Origin of the sequence: Streptomyces sp. NPDC086080 (assembly GCF_044540255.1) — a bacterium.
GTDB lineage: Bacteria > Actinomycetota > Actinomycetes > Streptomycetales > Streptomycetaceae > Streptomyces.
This window is the reverse complement of the sequence record NZ_JBITRU010000003.1, coordinates 323,719-342,019: the sequence shown is the minus strand read 5'-3', so window position 1 is coordinate 342,019 and position 18,301 is coordinate 323,719. Positions and strand designations below refer to the sequence as shown.

The 18,301-nt window shown below is 74.1% G+C and carries 14 protein-coding genes; 13 read left to right on the top strand and 1 reads right to left on the bottom strand.

Annotation, left to right across the window (positions count from 1 at the left end; all coding sequences use genetic code 11):
* Nucleotides 1–14 precede the first annotated feature (14 nt).
* The 7 genes from ACIF9R_RS05675 to cobI all read left to right on the top strand — a co-directional run bounded on the left by ACIF9R_RS05675 (nt 15) and on the right by cobI (nt 11,044).
* Nucleotides 15–956 (top strand): cobalamin biosynthesis protein, encoded by a 942-nt coding sequence (locus ACIF9R_RS05675; RefSeq protein ID WP_399974780.1) that lies wholly within the window; start codon nt 15–17, stop codon nt 954–956.
* Nucleotides 953–2,464 (top strand): cobyric acid synthase, encoded by a 1,512-nt coding sequence (locus ACIF9R_RS05670; protein WP_399974778.1) that lies wholly within the window; start codon nt 953–955, stop codon nt 2,462–2,464. Before ACIF9R_RS05675 ends, ACIF9R_RS05670 begins: the two co-directional genes overlap by 4 nt.
* Nucleotides 2,461–6,117: a cobaltochelatase subunit CobN gene (gene cobN, locus ACIF9R_RS05665; RefSeq protein ID WP_399974776.1), complete on the top strand. Its 3,657-nt coding sequence runs from the start codon at nt 2,461–2,463 to the stop codon at nt 6,115–6,117. The genes ACIF9R_RS05670 and cobN overlap by 4 nt, the downstream gene beginning before the upstream one ends.
* A gap of 169 nt (nt 6,118–6,286) precedes the next feature.
* A complete protein-coding gene (locus ACIF9R_RS05660; protein WP_399974773.1) occupies nt 6,287–8,293 on the top strand; it encodes a putative cobaltochelatase in 2,007 nt (668 codons plus the stop codon).
* The gene (cobO, locus tag ACIF9R_RS05655; protein WP_399974770.1) at nt 8,293–8,892 is read left to right on the top strand and encodes a cob(I)yrinic acid a,c-diamide adenosyltransferase; all 600 of its coding nucleotides are present in this window, start codon (nt 8,293–8,295) and stop codon (nt 8,890–8,892) included. Before ACIF9R_RS05660 ends, cobO begins: the two co-directional genes overlap by 1 nt.
* On the top strand, nt 8,886–10,316 hold the full coding sequence (locus tag ACIF9R_RS05650; RefSeq protein WP_399974768.1) for a cobyrinate a,c-diamide synthase: 1,431 nt from the start codon (nt 8,886–8,888) through the stop codon (nt 10,314–10,316). The genes cobO and ACIF9R_RS05650 overlap by 7 nt, the downstream gene beginning before the upstream one ends.
* Nucleotides 10,301–11,044: a precorrin-2 C(20)-methyltransferase gene (cobI, locus tag ACIF9R_RS05645; protein WP_399974766.1), complete on the top strand. Its 744-nt coding sequence runs from the start codon at nt 10,301–10,303 to the stop codon at nt 11,042–11,044. Before ACIF9R_RS05650 ends, cobI begins: the two co-directional genes overlap by 16 nt.
* 26 nt (nt 11,045–11,070) lie before the next feature.
* Here cobI and ACIF9R_RS05640 read toward each other — a convergent pair whose 3' ends face one another.
* Nucleotides 11,071–11,799, bottom strand: a complete 729-nt coding sequence (locus ACIF9R_RS05640) for a ZIP family metal transporter (RefSeq protein WP_399974764.1) — start codon at nt 11,797–11,799, stop codon at nt 11,071–11,073.
* Between the two features lie 98 nt (nt 11,800–11,897).
* On the opposite strand from ACIF9R_RS05640, the gene cobM reads away from it, so the two are divergent.
* From cobM to cobC, 6 genes are read left to right on the top strand one after another with little or no spacing between them, the layout of a single operon-like run.
* Nucleotides 11,898–12,716 (top strand): precorrin-4 C(11)-methyltransferase, encoded by an 819-nt coding sequence (cobM, locus tag ACIF9R_RS05635; protein ID WP_399974762.1) that lies wholly within the window; start codon nt 11,898–11,900, stop codon nt 12,714–12,716.
* A complete protein-coding gene (gene cbiE, locus ACIF9R_RS05630) occupies nt 12,713–13,951 on the top strand; it encodes a precorrin-6y C5,15-methyltransferase (decarboxylating) subunit CbiE (protein ID WP_399974759.1) in 1,239 nt (412 codons plus the stop codon). The genes cobM and cbiE overlap by 4 nt, the downstream gene beginning before the upstream one ends.
* Complete coding sequence (gene cobJ / locus ACIF9R_RS05625) at nt 13,948–15,633, top strand: precorrin-3B C(17)-methyltransferase (protein WP_399974757.1); 1,686 nt, start codon at nt 13,948–13,950, stop codon at nt 15,631–15,633. Before cbiE ends, cobJ begins: the two co-directional genes overlap by 4 nt.
* A complete protein-coding gene (locus tag ACIF9R_RS05620; RefSeq protein ID WP_399974754.1) occupies nt 15,630–16,223 on the top strand; it encodes a precorrin-8X methylmutase in 594 nt (197 codons plus the stop codon). Before cobJ ends, ACIF9R_RS05620 begins: the two co-directional genes overlap by 4 nt.
* The gene (locus tag ACIF9R_RS05615; protein WP_399974751.1) at nt 16,220–17,122 is read left to right on the top strand and encodes a sirohydrochlorin chelatase; all 903 of its coding nucleotides are present in this window, start codon (nt 16,220–16,222) and stop codon (nt 17,120–17,122) included. The genes ACIF9R_RS05620 and ACIF9R_RS05615 overlap by 4 nt, the downstream gene beginning before the upstream one ends.
* Nucleotides 17,112–18,182, top strand: a complete 1,071-nt coding sequence (cobC, locus tag ACIF9R_RS05610) for an Rv2231c family pyridoxal phosphate-dependent protein CobC (RefSeq protein WP_399974748.1) — start codon at nt 17,112–17,114, stop codon at nt 18,180–18,182. Before ACIF9R_RS05615 ends, cobC begins: the two co-directional genes overlap by 11 nt.
* Nucleotides 18,183–18,301: the final 119 nt, after the last annotated feature.

Genomic DNA, 18,301 nt, shown 5'->3' with positions numbered 1-18,301 from the left:
ACCGGCTGAACCCGATGGGTGCCGATCGCGTGTTCGCGTACGGTGCCGCCGCCGGCCTCCTCGGCGACCTGCTGCTCGGCGATCCCCGCCGTGGGCACCCGGTCGCCGGTTTCGGGCGGGCCGCGGCTGCCGTGGAACGGGTGCTGTGGCGGGACGACCGCGGCCGGGGCGCCGTGCACACCGCCGTGTGCGTCGGCTCGGCCGTCGCACTGGGGAGCCTGGCCGCCCGCTGCGTACGCTCCTCCCCCACCGCCTCCGCCGCCCTGACCGGCGTCGCCACCTGGGCCGTCGTCGGCGGGACCTCGCTGGCCCGTGAGGCCCGCGCCATCGGACGGGCGCTGGAGGCGGGGGACGTCGAGGCGGCACGGGCCCGCCTGCCGCACCTGTGCGGCCGGGATCCGCAGACGCTGGACGCGGACCGGATCGCCCGCGCGGTGGTCGAGTCCGTCGCCGAGAACACCTCGGACGCCGTGGTGGGCGCCCTGGTGTGGGGCGCCGCCGCCGGGGTGCCGGGCCTGCTCGGCTTCCGGGCCGTCAACACCCTGGACGCGATGGTCGGCCACAAGTCCCGCCGCTACCGCCGCTACGGCTGGGCATCCGCCCGCCTCGACGACATCGCGGGCTGGCCGGGGGCCCGGCTGACCGCCGTACTCGCCGCGCTCGGCGGTCCGGACCCGCGCGGTGCCGTACGGGCCTGGCGGGCCGACGCGTACCGACATCCGAGCCCCAACGCCGGGCCCGTCGAAGCGTCCTTCGCGGGCGCCCTCGGCGTACGGCTCGGCGGGACCCTCTCCTACGGCGGACGGGTCGAGCACCGGCCCGTCCTCAACAGCGGCGGGCGGGCCGTGACCGTGTCCGACATCGACCGGGCGGTACGGCTCTCACGGCGCGTCGGCTGGCTCGCCCTCGGCGCCGGCGCCCTCGCGCGGAGCGTCGTGAAGGGACGTACGCCATGAGCGGTGGGGGTCTGCTGGTCGCCGGGACCACCTCGGACGCCGGCAAGAGCGTGGTCACCGCCGGGATCTGCCGGTGGCTGGTGCGGCAGGGCGTCAAGGTCGCGCCGTTCAAGGCGCAGAACATGTCGCTGAACTCGTTCGTCACCCGGGAGGGCGCCGAGATCGGGCGGGCGCAGGCGATGCAGGCGCAGGCCGCCCGGGTCGAGCCGACGGCGCTGATGAACCCCGTGCTGCTCAAGCCGGGCGGTGAGCGGTCCAGCCAGGTGGTGCTGCTGGGCAGGTCCGTCGGTGAGATGAGCGCGCGCGGCTACCACGGCGGACGCCAGCAGCGGCTGCTCGGCACGGTGCTGGACTGCCTGGAGCAACTGCGGGACGCGTACGACGCGGTGATCTGCGAGGGCGCGGGCAGTCCCGCCGAGATCAATCTGCGGCGCACGGACATCGTGAACATGGGGATCGCCCGGGGCGCCGGACTGCCGGTTCTGGTGGTGGGCGACATCGACCGGGGTGGCGTCTTCGCGTCGTTCTTCGGCACGGTCGCCCTGCTGTCCCGTGAGGACCAGGACCTGGTCGCCGGGTTCCTGGTGAACAAGTTCCGGGGCGATGTGTCCCTGCTGGAACCGGGCCTCGACATGCTGCGCGGCCTGACCGGACGGCCGGCGTACGGTGTGCTGCCCTTCCGCCACGGGCTCGGCATCGACGAGGAGGACGGGCTCCGGGTCTCGCTGCGCGGCACCGTGCGGGAGTCGGTGGTGGCCGCGCCGGCCGGTGAGGACGTGCTGCGGATCGCCGTGTGCGCGGTGCCGCTGATGTCCAACTTCACCGACGTCGACGCCCTCGCCGCCGAACCGGGCGTCGTGGTGCGGTTCGTGGACCGGCCCGAGGAACTCGCCGACGCCGACCTCGTGGTCGTACCGGGTACCCGCGGCACCGTACGGGCGCTGCGGTGGCTGCGGGAGCGCGGGCTGGCGGACGCGCTGCAGCGCCGGGCGGCCGAGGGGCGTCCCGTGCTCGGGATCTGCGGCGGCTTCCAGCTCCTCGGGGAGCACATCGAGGACGAGGTCGAGAGCCGCGCGGGGCACGTGGACGGACTCGGGATCCTGCCCGTACGGGTGCGGTTCGCCCGCGAGAAGACACTGACCCGGCCCGTGGGCCGGGCCCTGGGAGAGCCCGTCGAGGGGTACGAGATCCATCACGGGGTCGCCGAGGTCCTGGCGGGGGAACCCTTCCTGGACGGCTGCCGGGTCGGACAGACCTGGGGCACGCACTGGCACGGATCGCTGGAGTCGGACGGCTTCCGGCGCGCCTTCCTGCGCGAGATGGCCGCCGCGGCGGGACGCCGCTTCGTACCCGCCCCCGGCACCTCGTTCGCCGCGCTGCGCGAGGAGCAGCTCGACCGGCTCGGCGACCTGATCGAACAGCACGCGGACACGGACGCGCTGTGGCGGCTCATCGAGTCCGGCGCGCCACCAGGACTGCCCTTCATTCCACCGGGAGCGCCCGCATGAGCACGGTGTTGTTGCTGTCGACCGCCGACACGGACCTGCTGGCGGCCCGTGCCTCCGGCGCCTCCTACCGGATCGGCAACCCGACCCGTGTGGACGTGGCGGAGGAACTGCCCGCGCTGCTGGACGGGGCGGACCTCGCCGTCGTACGGCTGCTCGGCGGCAAGCGGGCGTGGGAGGACGGGCTCGCGGCGCTGAAGGCGTCCGGGGTCCCGGCGGTGCTGCTCGGCGGGGAGGCCGTGCCGGACGCGGAACTCATGGCCGAGTCGACGGTACCGGCCGGTGTGGTGGCCCAGGCACTGCGGTATCTCGTCGAGGGCGGCCCGGACAACCTCACCGAGCTGGCCCGGTTCCTGTCGGACACCGTGCTGCTGACCGGTGAGGGGTTCGAGGAGCCACGGAAGATGCCGGAGTACGGCGTCCACGGCGAACGCGCCCTGGAACAGGGCCGTCCGACGGTCGGCGTGCTCTTCTACCGGGCGCACGAACTGAGCGGCAACACCGCCTTCGTGGACACGCTGTGCGATGCGATCGAGGCGCGCGGCGCCAACGCCCTTCCCGTGTACTGCGGTTCGCTGCGCGACGCGGACGCGGGACTGTACGGGCTGCTGGCGCGGGCCGAAGCCCTCGTCGCCACCGTACTGGCGGCCGGCGGCACCCACGCCTCGCGGGCCTCGGCGGGCGGTGACGAGGAGGCGTGGGACATCGGGGCGCTGGCGGAGCTGAACGTGCCGGTGCTGCAAGGGCTCTGCCTCACGTCCTCACGCGCCGCCTGGGAGGAGTCCGACGCCGCGCTCTCCCCCATGGACGCGGCGATGCAGGTCGCCATCCCGGAGTTCGACGGGCGGATCATCACCGTTCCGTTCTCATTCAAAGAGCCTGGCGAGGACGGTATCTTCGTCTACGTCGCCGACCCGGAGCGTGCTGCTCGCGTCGCAGGCATCGCCTATCGGCATGCTCGATTGCGCGGTCTCCGCCGAAGCGGAGGTGATTCGAGGCTCGCGCTGGTCTTCACCGCGTATCCCACGAAGCATTCCCGGGTCGGCAACGCCGTTGGGCTGGACACTCCCGCCTCGGCCCTCGTGCTGCTGAAGGCGCTTCAGGACGCCGGGTACAAGGTGGACGACCTCCCTGCTACGGGCGACGAGTTGATCCACCGGCTGATCGCGGCCGGTGGGCACGACGTGGAATGGCTGACGGAGGAGCAGCTGGCCGCTGCGCCCGCGCGCGTGCCGCTTGCCGACTACCGGGCCTGGTTCGAGAGGCTGGCCCCGGAGCTGCGGGACGGGATGCGGGAAGCGTGGGGCGAGCCGCCCGGGTCGCTGTACGTCGACGGGGACGACATCGTGCTCGCGTCGCTCCGGTTCGGGAACGTCGTAGTGATGATCCAGCCGCCGCGCGGCTTCGGCGAGAACCCGATCGCCATCTACCACGACCCCGACATGCCGCCGTCGCACCACTACATGGCGGCCTACCACTGGCTGCGGAACAGTTTCGGCGCCGACGCGATCGTGCACATGGGCAAGCACGGCACGATGGAGTGGCTGCCCGGCAAGGGTCTGGGGCTGAGTGGCGGGTGCGCGCCGGACGCGGTCCTCGGTGACCTCCCGCTGATCTACCCGTTCATCGTCAACGACCCCGGCGAGGGCACGCAGGCCAAGCGGCGCGGGCACGCGACGGTGGTCGACCACCTCGTCCCGCCGATGGCCCGCGCCGACACCTACGGCGATCTGGCGAAACTGGAGCAACTCCTCGACGAGTACGCCCTCGTCTCCGACCTGGACCCGGACAAGGCCCCGGCGCTGCGGGCGCAGATCTGGACGCTGGTGAAGGCCGCCGAACTCCACCACGACCTGCGGGTGGACGACCAGCCGGACGACGACGACTTCGACTCGTTCGTCATGCACATCGACGGCTATCTGTGCGAGATCAAGGACGTGCAGATCCGCGACGGCCTGCACGTTCTCGGTGGCGGTCCGGTCGGCGAGCCGCGCGTCAACCTGGTGCTGGCGGTGCTGCGCGCCTCGCAGGTGTGGGGCGGGCGGGCGGACGCCCTGCCGGGGCTGCGGGCCGCGCTGGCCGAGCACTTCGGGCTGGTGGAGAAGGAGCTGCTGGCCGAGCCGGGCGCCCCGGTGAAGGTCGCGGTGGAGCTGACGGACCTGGTGGACGGCCCCGCCCGTACCGGCGCCGACGCGATCGACCTGCTGGAGCAGCTCTGCCGGCGGTGCGCCGAGGGTATGGAGGAGCGCGGCTGGGCGGCCGAGGCGGTCCCGGCGCTGGTGCGGGAGGTGCTGGGCACGGAACTCTCCGACGCGGTCGCCGTGTTGCGGTTCGCCTGCGAGGAGGTCGTACCCCGGCTGGCCCGGACGACGGACGAGATCGGACACATCCTGCGGGCGCTGGACGGCGGTTACGTCCCGGCGGGACCGTCCGGTTCGCCCACGCGCGGGCTGGTCAACGTGCTGCCGACCGGGCGGAACTTCTACTCCGTCGACCCCAAGGCGATTCCCTCGCGCTTGAGCTGGGAGGTCGGGCAGGCGCTGGCCGACTCACTGGTCCAACGGTACCTGCGGGACACGGGTGCGTATCCGAAGTCTGTCGGCCTGACCGTGTGGGGTACCTCCGCGATGCGCACCCAGGGTGACGACATCGCCGAGATCCTGGCCCTGCTGGGATGCCGTCCGGTGTGGGACGACGCGTCGCGGCGGGTGACCGGGTTCGAGGTGGTCGGCGTCGAGGAGCTGGGCCGGCCGCGCATCGACGTCACGGTCCGCATCTCCGGGTTCTTCCGGGACGCGTTCCCGCATGTCGTGGGGCTGATCGACGACGCGGTGCGGGCGGTGGCGGAGCTGGACGAGCCCGCCTCGCGGAACTTCGTCCGCGCCCACGCCGACGAGGACACCGCCCGGCACGGCGACCGGCGCCGGGCCACGGCCCGGATCTTCGGCTCGAAGCCGGGGGCGTACGGGGCGGGCCTGCTGCCGCTGATCGACGCCCGCAACTGGCGGTCGGACGCGGACCTCGCCGAGGTGTACGCGGTGTGGGGCGGCTACGCCTACGGGCGCGGGCTCGACGGGCGGGCGGCGCGCGGGGACATGGAGACGGCGTTCCGGCGGATCGCGGTGGCGGCGAAGAACGTCGACACGCGCGAGCACGACATCCACGACGCGGACGACTACTTCCAGTACCACGGCGGCATGGTCGCGATGGTGCGGCATCTGACGGGGGCCAGTCCCGAGGCGTATGTGGGTGACTCGGCCGTGCCTGATCACGTCAAGACCAGAAGTCTTGCCGAAGAGACACACCGTGTCTTCCGGGCGAGGGTGGTCAATCCACGCTGGATGAGGGCGATGCGCAGGCACGGGTACAAGGGTGCTTTCGAGATGGCCGCGACCGTGGACTACCTCTTCGGATACGACGCCACAGCGGGCGTGGTCGATGACTGGATGTACGAAAAGCTGGCCGCTGAGTACGTGTTCTCGCAGGAGAACCAGGACTTCATGAGGAAGTCCAACCCGTGGGCACTGCGCGGCATCACCGAGCGCCTCCTGGAGGCGGCGGACCGGGGCCTGTGGGCGGAGCCGGACCAGGAAACCCTGGACCGGCTCCGGGCGACCTACCTCGCGCTCGAGGGAGATCTGGAGGGAGACGAGTGATCTCTCCGCATATCCCCGCGGGTGCGGGGAGCACCCCAGCACTCCGCCAACGGCAGGGCACACCGCCGGACCATCCCAGCACAAGCCGGGAGCACCTCTCCACGCTGCCTGGCCAGGTCGCGCAATACCACGTTTCCCATGTTGGTTCACTCGTAGGAGGGAACGCCGCGTGAACACGCATTTCCCTTTCACAGCCGTCGTCGGGCAGCAGAACCTGCAACTCGCCCTGCTACTCAACGCTGTCGCACCCACCATCGGCGGGGTGCTGGTGCGCGGCGAGAAGGGCACGGCGAAGTCGACGGCGGTGCGGGCCCTTTCGGCGCTGCTGCCGGAGGTGTCCGTGGTGCCCGGCTGCCGGTTCTCCTGTGACCCCTCGGCTCCGGACCCCGGCTGCCCGGATGGTCCTCACGAGGGCGGCGGCGGTGCCGCGCGACCCGCACGGATGGTCGAACTGCCCGTGGGCGCCTCCGAGGACCGGCTGGTCGGCGCGCTCGACATCGAACGGGCGCTGGCGGAGGGCGTGAAGGCGTTCGAGCCGGGGCTGCTCGCCGCGTCGAACCGGGGCATCCTGTACGTCGACGAGGTCAACCTGCTCCATGACCATCTCATCGACGTTCTGCTGGACGCCGCCGCCATGGGTGCCTCGTACGTCGAGCGCGAAGGTGTATCGGTACGGCACGCGGCGCGCTTTCTGCTCGTCGGGACCATGAATCCGGAGGAGGGCGAGCTGCGGCCGCAACTGCTCGACCGGTTCGGGCTGACCGTAGAGGTGGCCGCCTCACGCGAACCCGACCAGCGCGTGGAGGTCGTACGGCGGCGACTGGCGTACGACGACGACCCGGCCGCGTTCGCCGAGCGGTGGGCCGCTGAGGAGGCCTCCGTACGGGCGCGGATCGTGGCCGCGCGGGAGGCGTTGCCGTCGGTGCGGCTCGGGGACGGGGCGCTGCGGCAGATCGCGGCGACCTGTGCGGCGTTCGAGGTGGACGGCATGCGGGCCGACATCGTGATGGCCCGGGCGGCGACCGCGCTGGCGGCCTGGGCCGGGCGGACGGACGTGCTGGCCGAGGACGTACGGCAGGCGGCGCTGCTCGCGCTGCCGCATCGGCGGAGGCGGAATCCCTTCGACGCACCCGGCCTCGACGAGGAGAAACTCGACGAGACGCTGGAGGAGTTCGGGGGCGGCGACGAGCCCGATACCGATCCGGACGGTCCGGGCGGGCCCGGCGGCGGTGGCGGGCGGCCGCCCGAGGAGGGTCCGGAGGGTCCGGAGGGCGATGGTGACGCGGGGGCGCCGGCCGGGGCCGGGGAGTCCGGTCCGTCGCAGCCCGCCGGGGCCGGTTCCGGTGAGCGGTCGCCCGTGGGCGCGGCCGAGCCGTTCCGGACGAAGGTGCTGAGCGTGCCCGGCATCGGTGAGGGCGCCGCCGGGCGGCGGTCGCGGGCGCGGAACGAGCACGGGCGGACCACCGGCGCCCGCCGTCCCCGGGGGGCACTGACCAAGCTGCACATGGTCGCCACCGTGCAGGCCGCGGCCCCGCACCAGCGGGCGCGGGGTCGCAGCGGGCCGGGTCTTGTGGTGCGCCGGGACGATCTGCGGCAGGCGGGCCGTGAGGGGCGTGAGAGCAACCTCGTGTTGTTCGTCGTGGACGCCTCGGGGTCGATGGCGGCGCGGCAGCGGATGAGCGCCGTGAAGGGTGCCGTGGTGTCGCTGCTGCTCGATGCCTACCAGCGGCGGGACAAGGTGGGTCTGGTGACCTTCCGGGGGTCGGCGGCCGAGGTCGCCCTGCCGCCCACGTCGTCGGTGGACGCGGCGGCCGCCCGGCTGGAGTCGCTGCCGACCGGCGGGCGGACCCCGCTGGCGGCGGGGCTGCTCAAGGCCCACGACGTGCTGCGGGTGGAGCGGTTGCGGGACCCGGCGCGGCGGGCGCTGGTCGTGGTGGTGACCGACGGGCGGGCGACGGGTGGGACGGAGCCGGTCGCGCTGGCTTCGCGTGCGGCGCGGCTGTTCGCCGCCGACGGGGTCGCCTCGGTGGTCGTGGACTGCGAGTCGGGGCCGGTGCGGCTGGGGCTCGCCGGGCGGCTGGCCGGTGAGCTGGGCGGCACTGCGGTGACGCTCGACGGCTTGCGGGCGGACAGCATCGCCGGGTTGGTGAAGGACGTCCGGAGGAGGGCCGCGTAGTGCCGAAGGGACAGCCGAGTGTCGTACCGGACGACGGGCTCACGACCCGGCAGCGGCGCAACCGTCCGCTGGTCGTCGTCCACACGGGTGTCGGCAAGGGGAAGTCGACCGCCGCCTTCGGGCTGGCGTTGCGGGCCTGGAACCAGGGGTGGCCGATCGGGGTGTTCCAGTTCGTCAAGTCGGCGAAGTGGAAGGTCGGCGAGGAGAACGCGCTGCGGGTGCTCGGTGCCTCCGGTGAGGGCGGGTCCGTCGACTGGCACAAGATGGGCGAGGGCTGGTCCTGGGTGCAGCGCGACGCGCAGATGGACAACGAGGAGAAGGCCCGGGAGGGCTGGGAGCAGGTCAAGCGGGACCTCGCCGCCGAGAGGTACCGGCTGTACGTGCTCGACGAGTTCGCCTACCCGATGCACTGGGGATGGGTGGACACCGATGAGGTGGTGTCCGTGCTGCGGGAGCGGCCGGGGACGCAGCATGTGGTGATCACGGGGCGGAACGCGCCGGAGAAGCTGGTCGAGGCCGCGGATCTCGTGACCGACATGTCCAAGGTCAGACATCCGATGGACGCCGGGCAAAAGGGGCAGAGGGGCATCGAGTGGTGAGCTCCGTCCCGCGGCTGGTGATCGCCGCACCCTCGTCGGGCAGTGGCAAGACCACGGTCGCCACCGGGTTGATGGCCGCGCTGGCGGGGCGGGGGTTCGCCGTGTCCCCGCACAAGGTCGGGCCCGACTACATCGATCCCGGGTACCACTCACTGGCCACCGGGCGGGTGGGACGGAACCTCGACGCGTATCTGTGCGGCCCCGAGCTGGTGGCTCCGCTGTTCGCGCACGGTGCGCGGGGGTGTGACATCGCCGTCGTCGAGGGAGTGATGGGGCTGTACGACGGGGCGGCCGGTGAGGGGGAACTGGCGTCCACCGCGCAGGTTGCCAAGCTGTTGCGGGCGCCGGTGGTACTCGTCGTCGACGCGTCGGCGCAGTCGCGGTCGGTGGCGGCGCTGGTGCACGGGTTCGTGAGCTGGGATCCGGAGGTGCGGGTCGGGGGCGTGATCCTCAACAAGGTCGCGTCCGATCGGCACGAGGGGTTGCTGCGGGAGGCGTTGGAGTCGGTCGGGGTTCCTGTGATGGGGGTTCTGCGGCGGGCCGCGCGGGTGGAGACGCCTTCTCGGCATCTGGGGTTGGTGCCGGTTGCCGAGCGGGGGGCGCAGGCTGTGGGCGCCGTGGACGCGATGGCCGCGCTGGTGGCCGCCGGGTGTGACGTGTCCGGGTTGGTCGCGCTGGCCCGGAGTGCGGGGCCGTTGCAGGGTGCGGGGTGGGACGCGGGTGAGGCCTTGGTTTCTTCGCCCCCGCCGCCCCTTCCCTTCCCGTCCCCGGGGGCTTCGCCCCCGGACCCCCTTTGCGCAGTTCCCCGCGCCCCTTCGGGGGCTGTCCGGGTCGCCGTTGCGGGTGGGCGTGCGTTCACGTTCTCGTATGCCGAGCATGCCGAGTTGCTCTCCGCCGCCGGGGCCGAGGTGGTCACCTTCGATCCGTTGCGGGACGAGGAACTGCCCGAGGGGACCGCCGGGTTGGTCATCGGGGGTGGTTTCCCCGAGATGTACGCCGCTGAGCTGTCCGCCAACGAGCCGATGCGGAAGGCCGTTGCCGAACTCGCCCTCACCGGTGCTCCCGTCGCGGCCGAGTGTGCGGGGCTGCTGTATCTGTGCCGGGAGCTCGACGGGCTGCCCCTGTGCGGGGTGCTGGATGCCTCCGCGCGGATGTCGGGGCGGCTGACCCTGGGGTACCGGGACGCCGTGGCCGTGAGCGACAGCGTGCTGGCGGTCGCCGGGACGCGGATGCGGGGGCACGAGTTCCACCGGACCGTCGTCGATCCGGGGGCCGGGGACGCTCCCGCCTGGGGGATGCGGGCGCCCGAGCGGCGTGTCGAGGGATTCGTACAGCGCGGTGTGCACGCGAGCTATCTGCACACGCACTGGGCGTCCGTGCCCGGTGTCGCCCGTCGGTTCGTGGAGAGGTGCCGGACATCGTGAGCAGCAGGCTGGTCGGGGTCGGGGTGGGGCCCGGGGATCCGGAGCTGGTGACCGTCAAGGGGGTCAACGCGCTGCGGGCCGCGGCGGTGGTCGTCGTACCGGTGATGGACAGTGGCGAGCGCGGGCGTGCCGAGGCGACCGTGCTGCACTATGTGCCCGCGGAGAAGGTCGTCCGGGTGGTGTTCGCGCTGAACGAGCGGACCGACCGGGCGCGGCGCGAGGCCGCCTGGGACGCGGCCGGTGGGCGGGTCGCGGAGCTGCTGCGGGAGCACGGCTCGGTCGCCTTCGCGACGATCGGGGACCCCAATGTGTACTCGACGTTCACCTATCTCGCCCAGACCGTCGGCGAGTTGGTGCCGGGAACCGTGGTCGGGACGGTGCCGGGGATCACCGCCATGCAGGATCTGGCGGCGCGGTCCGGTGCGGTGCTGACCGAGGGGACCGAGCCGCTCACGCTGGTGCCGGTGACCGCCGGGGCGGCCGTGCTCAGGGACGCGCTGGCCGGGCCGGGGACCGTCGTCGCGTACAAGTTCGGCCGGCGGGCCGGTGAGGTGGCCGAGGCGCTGCGGGAGGCCGGGCGGATCGGTGACGCGGTGTGGGGGTCGGCGCTCGGCCTGCCCGGGGAGTCGGTGCGGCCGGCCGCCGAGTGGGACGGGTCGCCGCTGCCGTATCTGTCGACGCTGATCGCGCCGCCGCGGCGCGACGGCGGGCGGGGCGGGAAGCTGTGAACCGTCCGGGCCCCCGCGGGTCGCGCTCAGTGCGCGGCGCCCACCACCAGCCAGATGAACAGCACCCCGGCGACCGTGCACAGCAGGGTGGAGCGGGTCGGGTGTGCGTGGTGGGCCTCGGGCAGGATCTCGGCCGCCGCCAGGTAGAGGAGCGCTCCACCGAACACGCCCAGGTAGCCGCCGAGCAGGGGCTCCGGGATCGTGAGGAAGAGCGTGGACGCCGCACCGACGACCGGTGCCGCCGCGTCCGCGAACAGCATCTTCAGCGCGCGGCGGCGGGCGTTTCCGTAGACGCGGGTGAGGGTGTACGTGTTGAAGCCGTCCGCGAAGTCGTGGGCGATGACGGCCACCGCCACGGCGGCGCCCATGGTGCCGTCGACCTGGAAGGCGGCGCCGATCGCCACGCCGTCCATGGCGCTGTGGCCGACCATCGCCGCGGCGGCGGTGAGGCCCACCTCGGGAGCGCGGCCGTTCCTCTCCTCGGCGCCGTGGGCGGCCTGCCGGTGGGCCAGCAGGCGTTCCACCAGGTGGGCGAGCAGGAAGCCGCCGACGAAGAGCAGCAGGGCCGCCGGTACCCCGTGGAACTCGGTGCCGGCCGCTTCCAGGGACTCCGGGAGGAGTTCCAGGCCGACGACGCCGAGCATCAGTCCGCCCGCCAGGCCCAGCACGAGGTGGCGGCGATCGGTCACCCGGTGGGCCGCCCAGCCGCCGGCCAGCGTCATCAGGAACGCGCCGAGCGCGACGAGAACCGCCATGTGCCTTTCGTACCGGATCGGCGGCCGGACGCGCACGCGTGACAGCCGCCCACCGCCCACTTCTTGATCCCGTGAACCGCAGGAGAGGACCACACCCCATGGCCGACGCACCCACCGGCAAGGTGACCTTCGTCGGGGCCGGGCCCGGCGCCGCCGATCTGCTGACGTTCCGTGCCGCGCGGGCCATCGCCGAGGCCGATGTGGTCATCTGGGCCGCCAGCCTGGTGCAGGAGGAGGTGCTGCGGCACGCGCGCGCGGACGCGGAGATCCTGGACTCGGCGACGATGTCCCTGGAGGACGTCGTCGCCGTGTACGCCCGGGCCCGCGCGGAGGGGCTGAGGGTCGCGCGGATCCATTCGGGCGACCCGGCGCTGTGGGGCGGCACGCAGGAGCAGGCCGACCGGTGTGCGGAGCTCGGCATCGCGACCGAGATCGTGCCCGGTGTGTCGTCGTTCTCCGCCGTCGCGGCGCTCGCGGGGCGCGAGCTGACCATTCCCGAGGTGGCGCAGTCCGTCGTCCTGACCCGGCTGGGCGGCGGCAAGACGCCGATGCCGCCCGGTGAGGAGGTCCGCGAGTTCGCGCGGCACGGCACCACCATGGCGGTCTTCCTGTCGGCCGCCCGCAGTGGGCAGTTGGTACGGGAGTTGCTGGAGGGCGGCTATCCGACGTCCACGCCGGTCGTCGTCGCCCACCAGGCGACCTGGCCGGAGGAACTGGTCGTGAAGTGCACGGTCGGCACGCTGGAGGAGACGGTCAAGGAGCACAGGCTGTGGAAGCACACGCTGTTCCTGGTCGGTCCGGCGCTCGACGCCCACGGCACCCGGTCGCATCTGTACCACCCCGGTCACTTCCACGGGTTCCGCAAGGCCGACCCCGAGGCGCGGCGGGCGTTGCGTTCGCGGGGTGCAAGCACGTGATCACCGTCGTCGGGACGGGGGTGGGAGCGCCGGCCGACGCCCTGGTGGTGGCGGCCGGGGCGGAGCTGGTCGTGGGCGGACGCCGGCATCTTCGGGCCGTTCGGCTGCCGGAGGGGGCCGAGCGGGTCGAGCTGGGGCCGCTGGCGCCCGCGCTCGACATCATCGAGAAGTACGCCGCCGAGGAGCGGCCCGTGGTGGTGCTGGCGTCGGGGGATCCCGGGTTCTTCGGGATCGTGCGGGCGCTGGCGGAGCGGTTCGGGCCGGAGCGGCTCGAGGTGCGGCCGGGTGTTCCGTCCGTGGCCGCCGCGTTCGCGCGGGTCGGGCTGGCGTGGGACGACGCCGTGGTGGTCAGCGCGCACGGCAGGGATCCCCGGACGGCGGTGCAGGTGTGCCGGGCGCATCCGAAGGTCGCCGTGCTGACCGGGCCGGGGGCCGGTCCGGCCGAGCTGGGGGCCGCGTTGCGGGGTCATCCGCGGGTGCTGGTCGTCGCCTCCGCGCTCGGTGACGCCGGGGAGCGGGTGGAGCGGGTGACGCCCGCCGAGGCGGCCGGCCGGGACTGGGGTGCGGCGGTGAACGTGGTGCTGTGCCTGGACGAGGCGCGGGCGCTCGGTCCGGCGCGTACGGTCGCGGGTCTGCCCGTGGGGCCTGCCGGGTGGGCGCTGGAGGAGGCGGAGTTCGCCCACCGCGACTCGATGATCACCAAGTTCGAGGTGCGGGCGCTGGCCCTGGCCCGGCTCGGGCCGCGCCCAGGTGAACTGGTGTGGGACGTCGGCGCGGGGTCGGGGTCCGTGGCCGTGGAGTGCGCACGGCTCGGTGCCGCCGTCACGGCGGTGGAGAAGACGCCGGACGGGGTGGAGCGGGTCCGCGCCAACGCCGTCGCGCACGGCGTCGACGTGCGGGTGGTGCACGGGGCGGCTCCGGAGGTGCTGCCCGGGCTCGAGGACGATCCCGACGCCGTTTTCGTCGGCGGGGGCGGGCGGGAGCTGCCCGCCGTCGTCACCGCGTGCGCGCGGCGGGCCCGGCGGACCGTCGTGGTCGCCCTGGCCGCGCTCGACCGGGTGCCGGCCGTGCGCGCGGCGCTGACCGAAGCCGGGTTCGGCTGTGACGGGGTGTTGCTGCAGTCGTCGAGGCTGGCACCGCTGCCGGGGGACGTGACCCGGCTGGCGGCGGCCAATCCGGTTTTCCTGCTGTGGGGCGTCCGGCCCCGCGGCCGTAACGAAGGAGTCCCCCAGTGATCGGCCTCATCTCCGCCACGGCGGCGGGAGCGGCGGCGCGGGACCGCCTGGCCGCGGCGTGGCCGGATCGCACGCGCGTGTACGAGGGGCGTCCCCTGGCGGACGCCGTACGGGCCGCGTGCGCCGAGTGCGAGCAGCTCGTGTGCTTTCTCGCCACGGGGGCCGTGGTGCGGCTGGTGGCGCCGCTGCTCGGCGACAAGGCGAGCGATCCGGGTGTGGTCTGTGTCGACGAGGGCGGACGGTTCGCGGTGTCGCTGGTGGGCGGGCACGCCGGCGGGGCGAACGAGCTCGCCCGTGCGGTCGGCGAGGTGCTGGGCGCGCGGCCCGTGGTGACGACGGCGACGGACGCGGTCCACCTGCCGGGTCTTGACACGCTCGGCCTGCCGGTGGAGGGCGACGTCGCCGCCGTGTCCCGGGCCCTGCTGGACGGCGAGGCGGTCGCGTTGCGCGCCGAGGTGAGCTGGCCGCTGCCGCCGCTGCCGGTCGCCGACGAAGGGGCGTACACCCTCCGTGTCACGGACCGGCTGGTCGAGCCGGGCGCGCGGGAGGTGGTGCTCCGGCCGCCCACCCTCGTCGTCGGGGTGGGTGCCTCGAAGGGCGCGCCCGTCGAGGAGGTGCTCGGCGTGATCGAGGGGGCCCTGCGCGAGGCGGGGCTGTCGGCGGCGTCGGTCGCCGGGCTGGCCACCGTGGACGCCAAGGCCGGCGAGCCCGGGATCGTGGCGGCGGCCCGGCGGCTCGGGGTGCCCGTGGTGACGTACGCCGCCGGGGAGTTGGCGCGGGTCGAGGTGCCCAACCCGTCCGGGGCGCCGCTGGCCGCCGTCGGCACCCCGTCGGTCGCGGAGGCCGCCGCGCTGCTGGGCGGGGGTGAACTCCTGGTGCCCAAGCGGAAGTCGGCGGGGCGGCCCGCGACGGCGACCTGTGCCGTCGTACGGCGTCCCGGGCGGGGGCGGCTGGCGGTGGTCGGTCTGGGGCCGGGCGCGCGGGATCTGCTCACCCCGCGGGCGAAGGCCGAACTGCGGCGCGCCTCCGTGCTGGTGGGACTCGACCAGTACGTCGACCGGATCCGTGATCTGCTGCGGCCGGGCACGCGCGTGCTGGAGTCCGGTCTGGGTGCGGAGGAGGAGCGGGCCCGTACGGCCGTCGCCGAGGCGCGGCGCGGGCAGGCGGTCGCGCTGATCGGCAGCGGGGACGCGGGGGTGTACGCGATGGCGTCCCCGGCGCTCGCGGAGGCGTCCGACGACATCGACGTGGTCGGGGTGCCCGGTGTGACGGCGGCACTGGCGGCCGGGGCGGTCCTGGGGGCGCCGCTGGGCCACGACCATGTGTCCATCAGCCTGTCCGACCTGCACACGCCGTGGGACGTCATCGAGCGGCGGGTGCGGGCGGCGGCGGAGGCGGACCTGGTGGTGACGTTCTACAACCCGCGCAGCCGGGGCCGTGACTGGCAGTTGCCGAAGGCTCTCGGGATCCTCGCGGAACACCGCGAGCCGGTGACGCCGGTCGGGGTCGTGCGCAACGCGTCCCGGGCGGACGAGTCGAGCCGGCTCACGACACTGGCCGCGCTGGATCCCGCGACGGTCGACATGATGACGGTCGTGACCGTGGGCAACACCGCGACCCGTGAGATCGCGGGGCGCATGGTCACCCCCCGTGGCTACCGCTGGCAGGAGGGGGCACGGTGAACCGCGTGGTGCACCCCATCGAGCAGGAGTCCTTCCGGCGGCTGCGGGCCCGCCTCGACACCTCGCACCTCCCGCCGCTGACCCGGGCGGTGGTGGAGCGGATCGTCCACTCCGCGGCCGACCTGGAGTACGCCGGCGATCTCGTGATGAACGAGGGCGAGTTGGCGCAGGCCCATGCCGCGCTGCACGCCGGGGCGGCGGTCGTGGCGGACGTGGAGATGGTCGCGGCCGGGATCACCCGCCGGGAGACCGTGTGCCGGCTGCGGGACGCCAGGTCCGGGCCGGGGCTCACGCGTTCGGCGCACGCCGTGCGGCTGGCGTACGAGGAGGTCGGGCCCGGTGCCCTGTGGGTGATCGGCTGCGCGCCGACCGCCCTCGAGGAGCTGCTGACGCTGGACGCCTCCCCCGCTCTCGTCATCGGGCTGCCCGTCGGTTTCGTCGGGGCGGCCGAGTCCAAGGCCGCGTTGCGGGAGAGCGGGCTGCCCGCGGTGAGCAACGTGTCCGAGAAGGGCGGGTCGGCGGTCGCGGCCGCCGCGCTCAACGCCCTGCTGTACCACCCCGTTCCACCCGAATCCGAGGAGAGCCTGTGACCACCCCGCCCGCCCTGCTCATCGCCGGCCACGGCACCCGGGACGACGCCGGGGCCGAGGCCTTCCGTGCCTTCGTCCGGGAGCTGGGGCGCCGCCATCCCGGGCTGCCCGTCGCCGGGGGGTTCATCGAGCTGTCCCCGCCGCCGCTGGGCGAGGCCGTCGCCGAGCTGGTGGAGCGGGGGGTGCGGCGGTTCGCGGCCGTTCCGCTGATGCTGGTGTCCGCCGGACACGCCAAGGGGGACATCCCGGCGGCGCTGGCCCGGGAGAAGGAACGCCACCCGGGTGTCACGTACACCTATGGCCGTCCGCTGGGTCCGCACCCCGCGCTGCTGAGGGTGCTGGAGCGGCGGCTGGCGGAGGCGGTGGACCCGTCCTGGGACCCGTCCGAGGTGACGGTGCTGCTGGTGGGGCGCGGGTCCACGGACCCGGACGCCAACGCCGAGGTGTTCAAGGCGGCGCGGCTGCTGTGGGAGGGGCGCGGCTACGCGGCCGTGGAGACGGCGTTCGTGTCGCTGGCGGCGCCGGACGTGCCGAGCGGGCTGGAGCGGTGCGTGCGCCTGGGTGCCCGGCGGATCGTGGTGCTGCCGTACTTCCTGTTCACCGGGGTCCTGCCGGACCGGGTGCGGCGGCAGACGGTGCGGTGGGCGGCGGCGCGTCCGGAGACCGAGGTACGGTCGGCGGACGTCATCGGGCCGGAACCGGAGCTGCTGGATCTGGTGACGGAACGGTACGAGGAGGCCGTGCAGGGTGATCTCAGGATGAACTGCGACTCGTGTGTGTACCGGATCGCGCTCCCCGGCTTCGAGGACAAGGTGGGTCTCCCCCAGCAGCCGCACTTCCACCCCGATGACGACGGCCACCACCACGGGCACGGGCACGCCCCCTCCCATGCGCACTGATCCGGTGAGCGGCGGCGGGCACGACCTGCGCCACCACGGGGACGCCGAGGTCCGCGACGACGGTTCCGCGCTGGCCGACCTCGCGGTGAACGTCCGCACGGGCACGCCTCCCGCGTGGCTGCGGGAGCACATCGCCGCGTCGCTGGCCGGGCTCGCCGCCTATCCGGACGGGCGGGCCGCGCGGGCCGCGGTGGCGCGGCGGCACGGGCTCGAGGTGGAACGGGTCCTGCTGACGGCCGGTGCGGCGGAGGCGTTCGTGCTGCTGGCGCGGGCGCTGAAGGTGCACCGACCGGTGGTGGTGCATCCGCAGTTCACGGAGCCGGAGGCGGCGCTGCGGGACGCGGGGCACATGGTGGACCGGGTGCTGGTGCGGGAGGCGGACGGTTTCCGGCTGGACCCGGCCGCGGTGCCCGAGGACGCGGACCTGGTGGTGATCGGCAACCCGACGAACCCGACGTCGGTGCTGCACCCGGCGGCCACCGTGGCCGGGCTGGCCCGGCCCGGGCGGACGCTGGTGGTGGACGAGGCGTTCATGGACGCGGTGCCGGGCGAGCGGGAGGCGCTGGCCGGGCGTACGGACGTCCCCGGTCTCGTCGTCCTGCGCAGCCTCACCAAGACGTGGGGTCTTGCGGGGCTGCGGATCGGCTACGTCCTGGCGGCCCCGGAGACGGTCGCGGCACTGGAGCGCGCCCAGCCGTTGTGGCCGGTGTCCTCACCGGCGCTGGCGGCGGCGGAGGCGTGTGTGGGCCCCCGGGCACTCGCGGAGGCGGCGCGGGCGGCGGACCGCGTCGCGGCGGAGCGGGCGTATCTGATCGCGGGGCTACGCGACTTCGCCGGGCACGGGCTGCGGGTGGTGGAACCCGCCGAGGGCCCGTTCGTCCTGCTCCGGCTGCCGCGGGCGGCGGCGGTACGACGCCGGCTGCGGGCGTGCGGCTACGCGGTTCGCCGCGGGGACACGTTTCCCGGCCTGGGCGAGGAGTGGCTGCGGCTGGCGGTACGGGACGGGGAGACGGTGGACGGTTTCCTGGACGCGCTGCGGCGGGCGCTGAGCACAGCCTGACCCGCCCCCGCCGCCCCTTCCCGTCCCGAAACTGGGGCTCCGCCCCAGACCCCGCTCCTCAAACGCCGGAGGGGCTGGCATTAGCCCCTCCGGCGTTTGAGGAGCGGGGGTCCGGGGGC

Bases quoted from the DNA above. Each gene is read 5' to 3' on its own strand.
- ACIF9R_RS05670 (WP_399974778.1), top strand. From the start codon at position 953: ATGAGCGGTGGGGGTCTGCTGGTCGCCGGGACCACCTCGGACGCCGGC.
- cobM (WP_399974762.1), top strand. From the start codon at position 11,898: ATGGCCGACGCACCCACCGGCAAGGTGACCTTCGTCGGGGCCGGGCCC.
- ACIF9R_RS05640 (WP_399974764.1), bottom strand. From the start codon at position 11,799: ATGGCGGTTCTCGTCGCGCTCGGCGCGTTCCTGATGACGCTGGCCGGC.
- cobC (WP_399974748.1), top strand. From the start codon at position 17,112: ATGCGCACTGATCCGGTGAGCGGCGGCGGGCACGACCTGCGCCACCAC.
- ACIF9R_RS05675 (WP_399974780.1), top strand. From the start codon at position 15: ATGGGTGCCGATCGCGTGTTCGCGTACGGTGCCGCCGCCGGCCTCCTC.
- cobN (WP_399974776.1), top strand. From the start codon at position 2,461: ATGAGCACGGTGTTGTTGCTGTCGACCGCCGACACGGACCTGCTGGCG.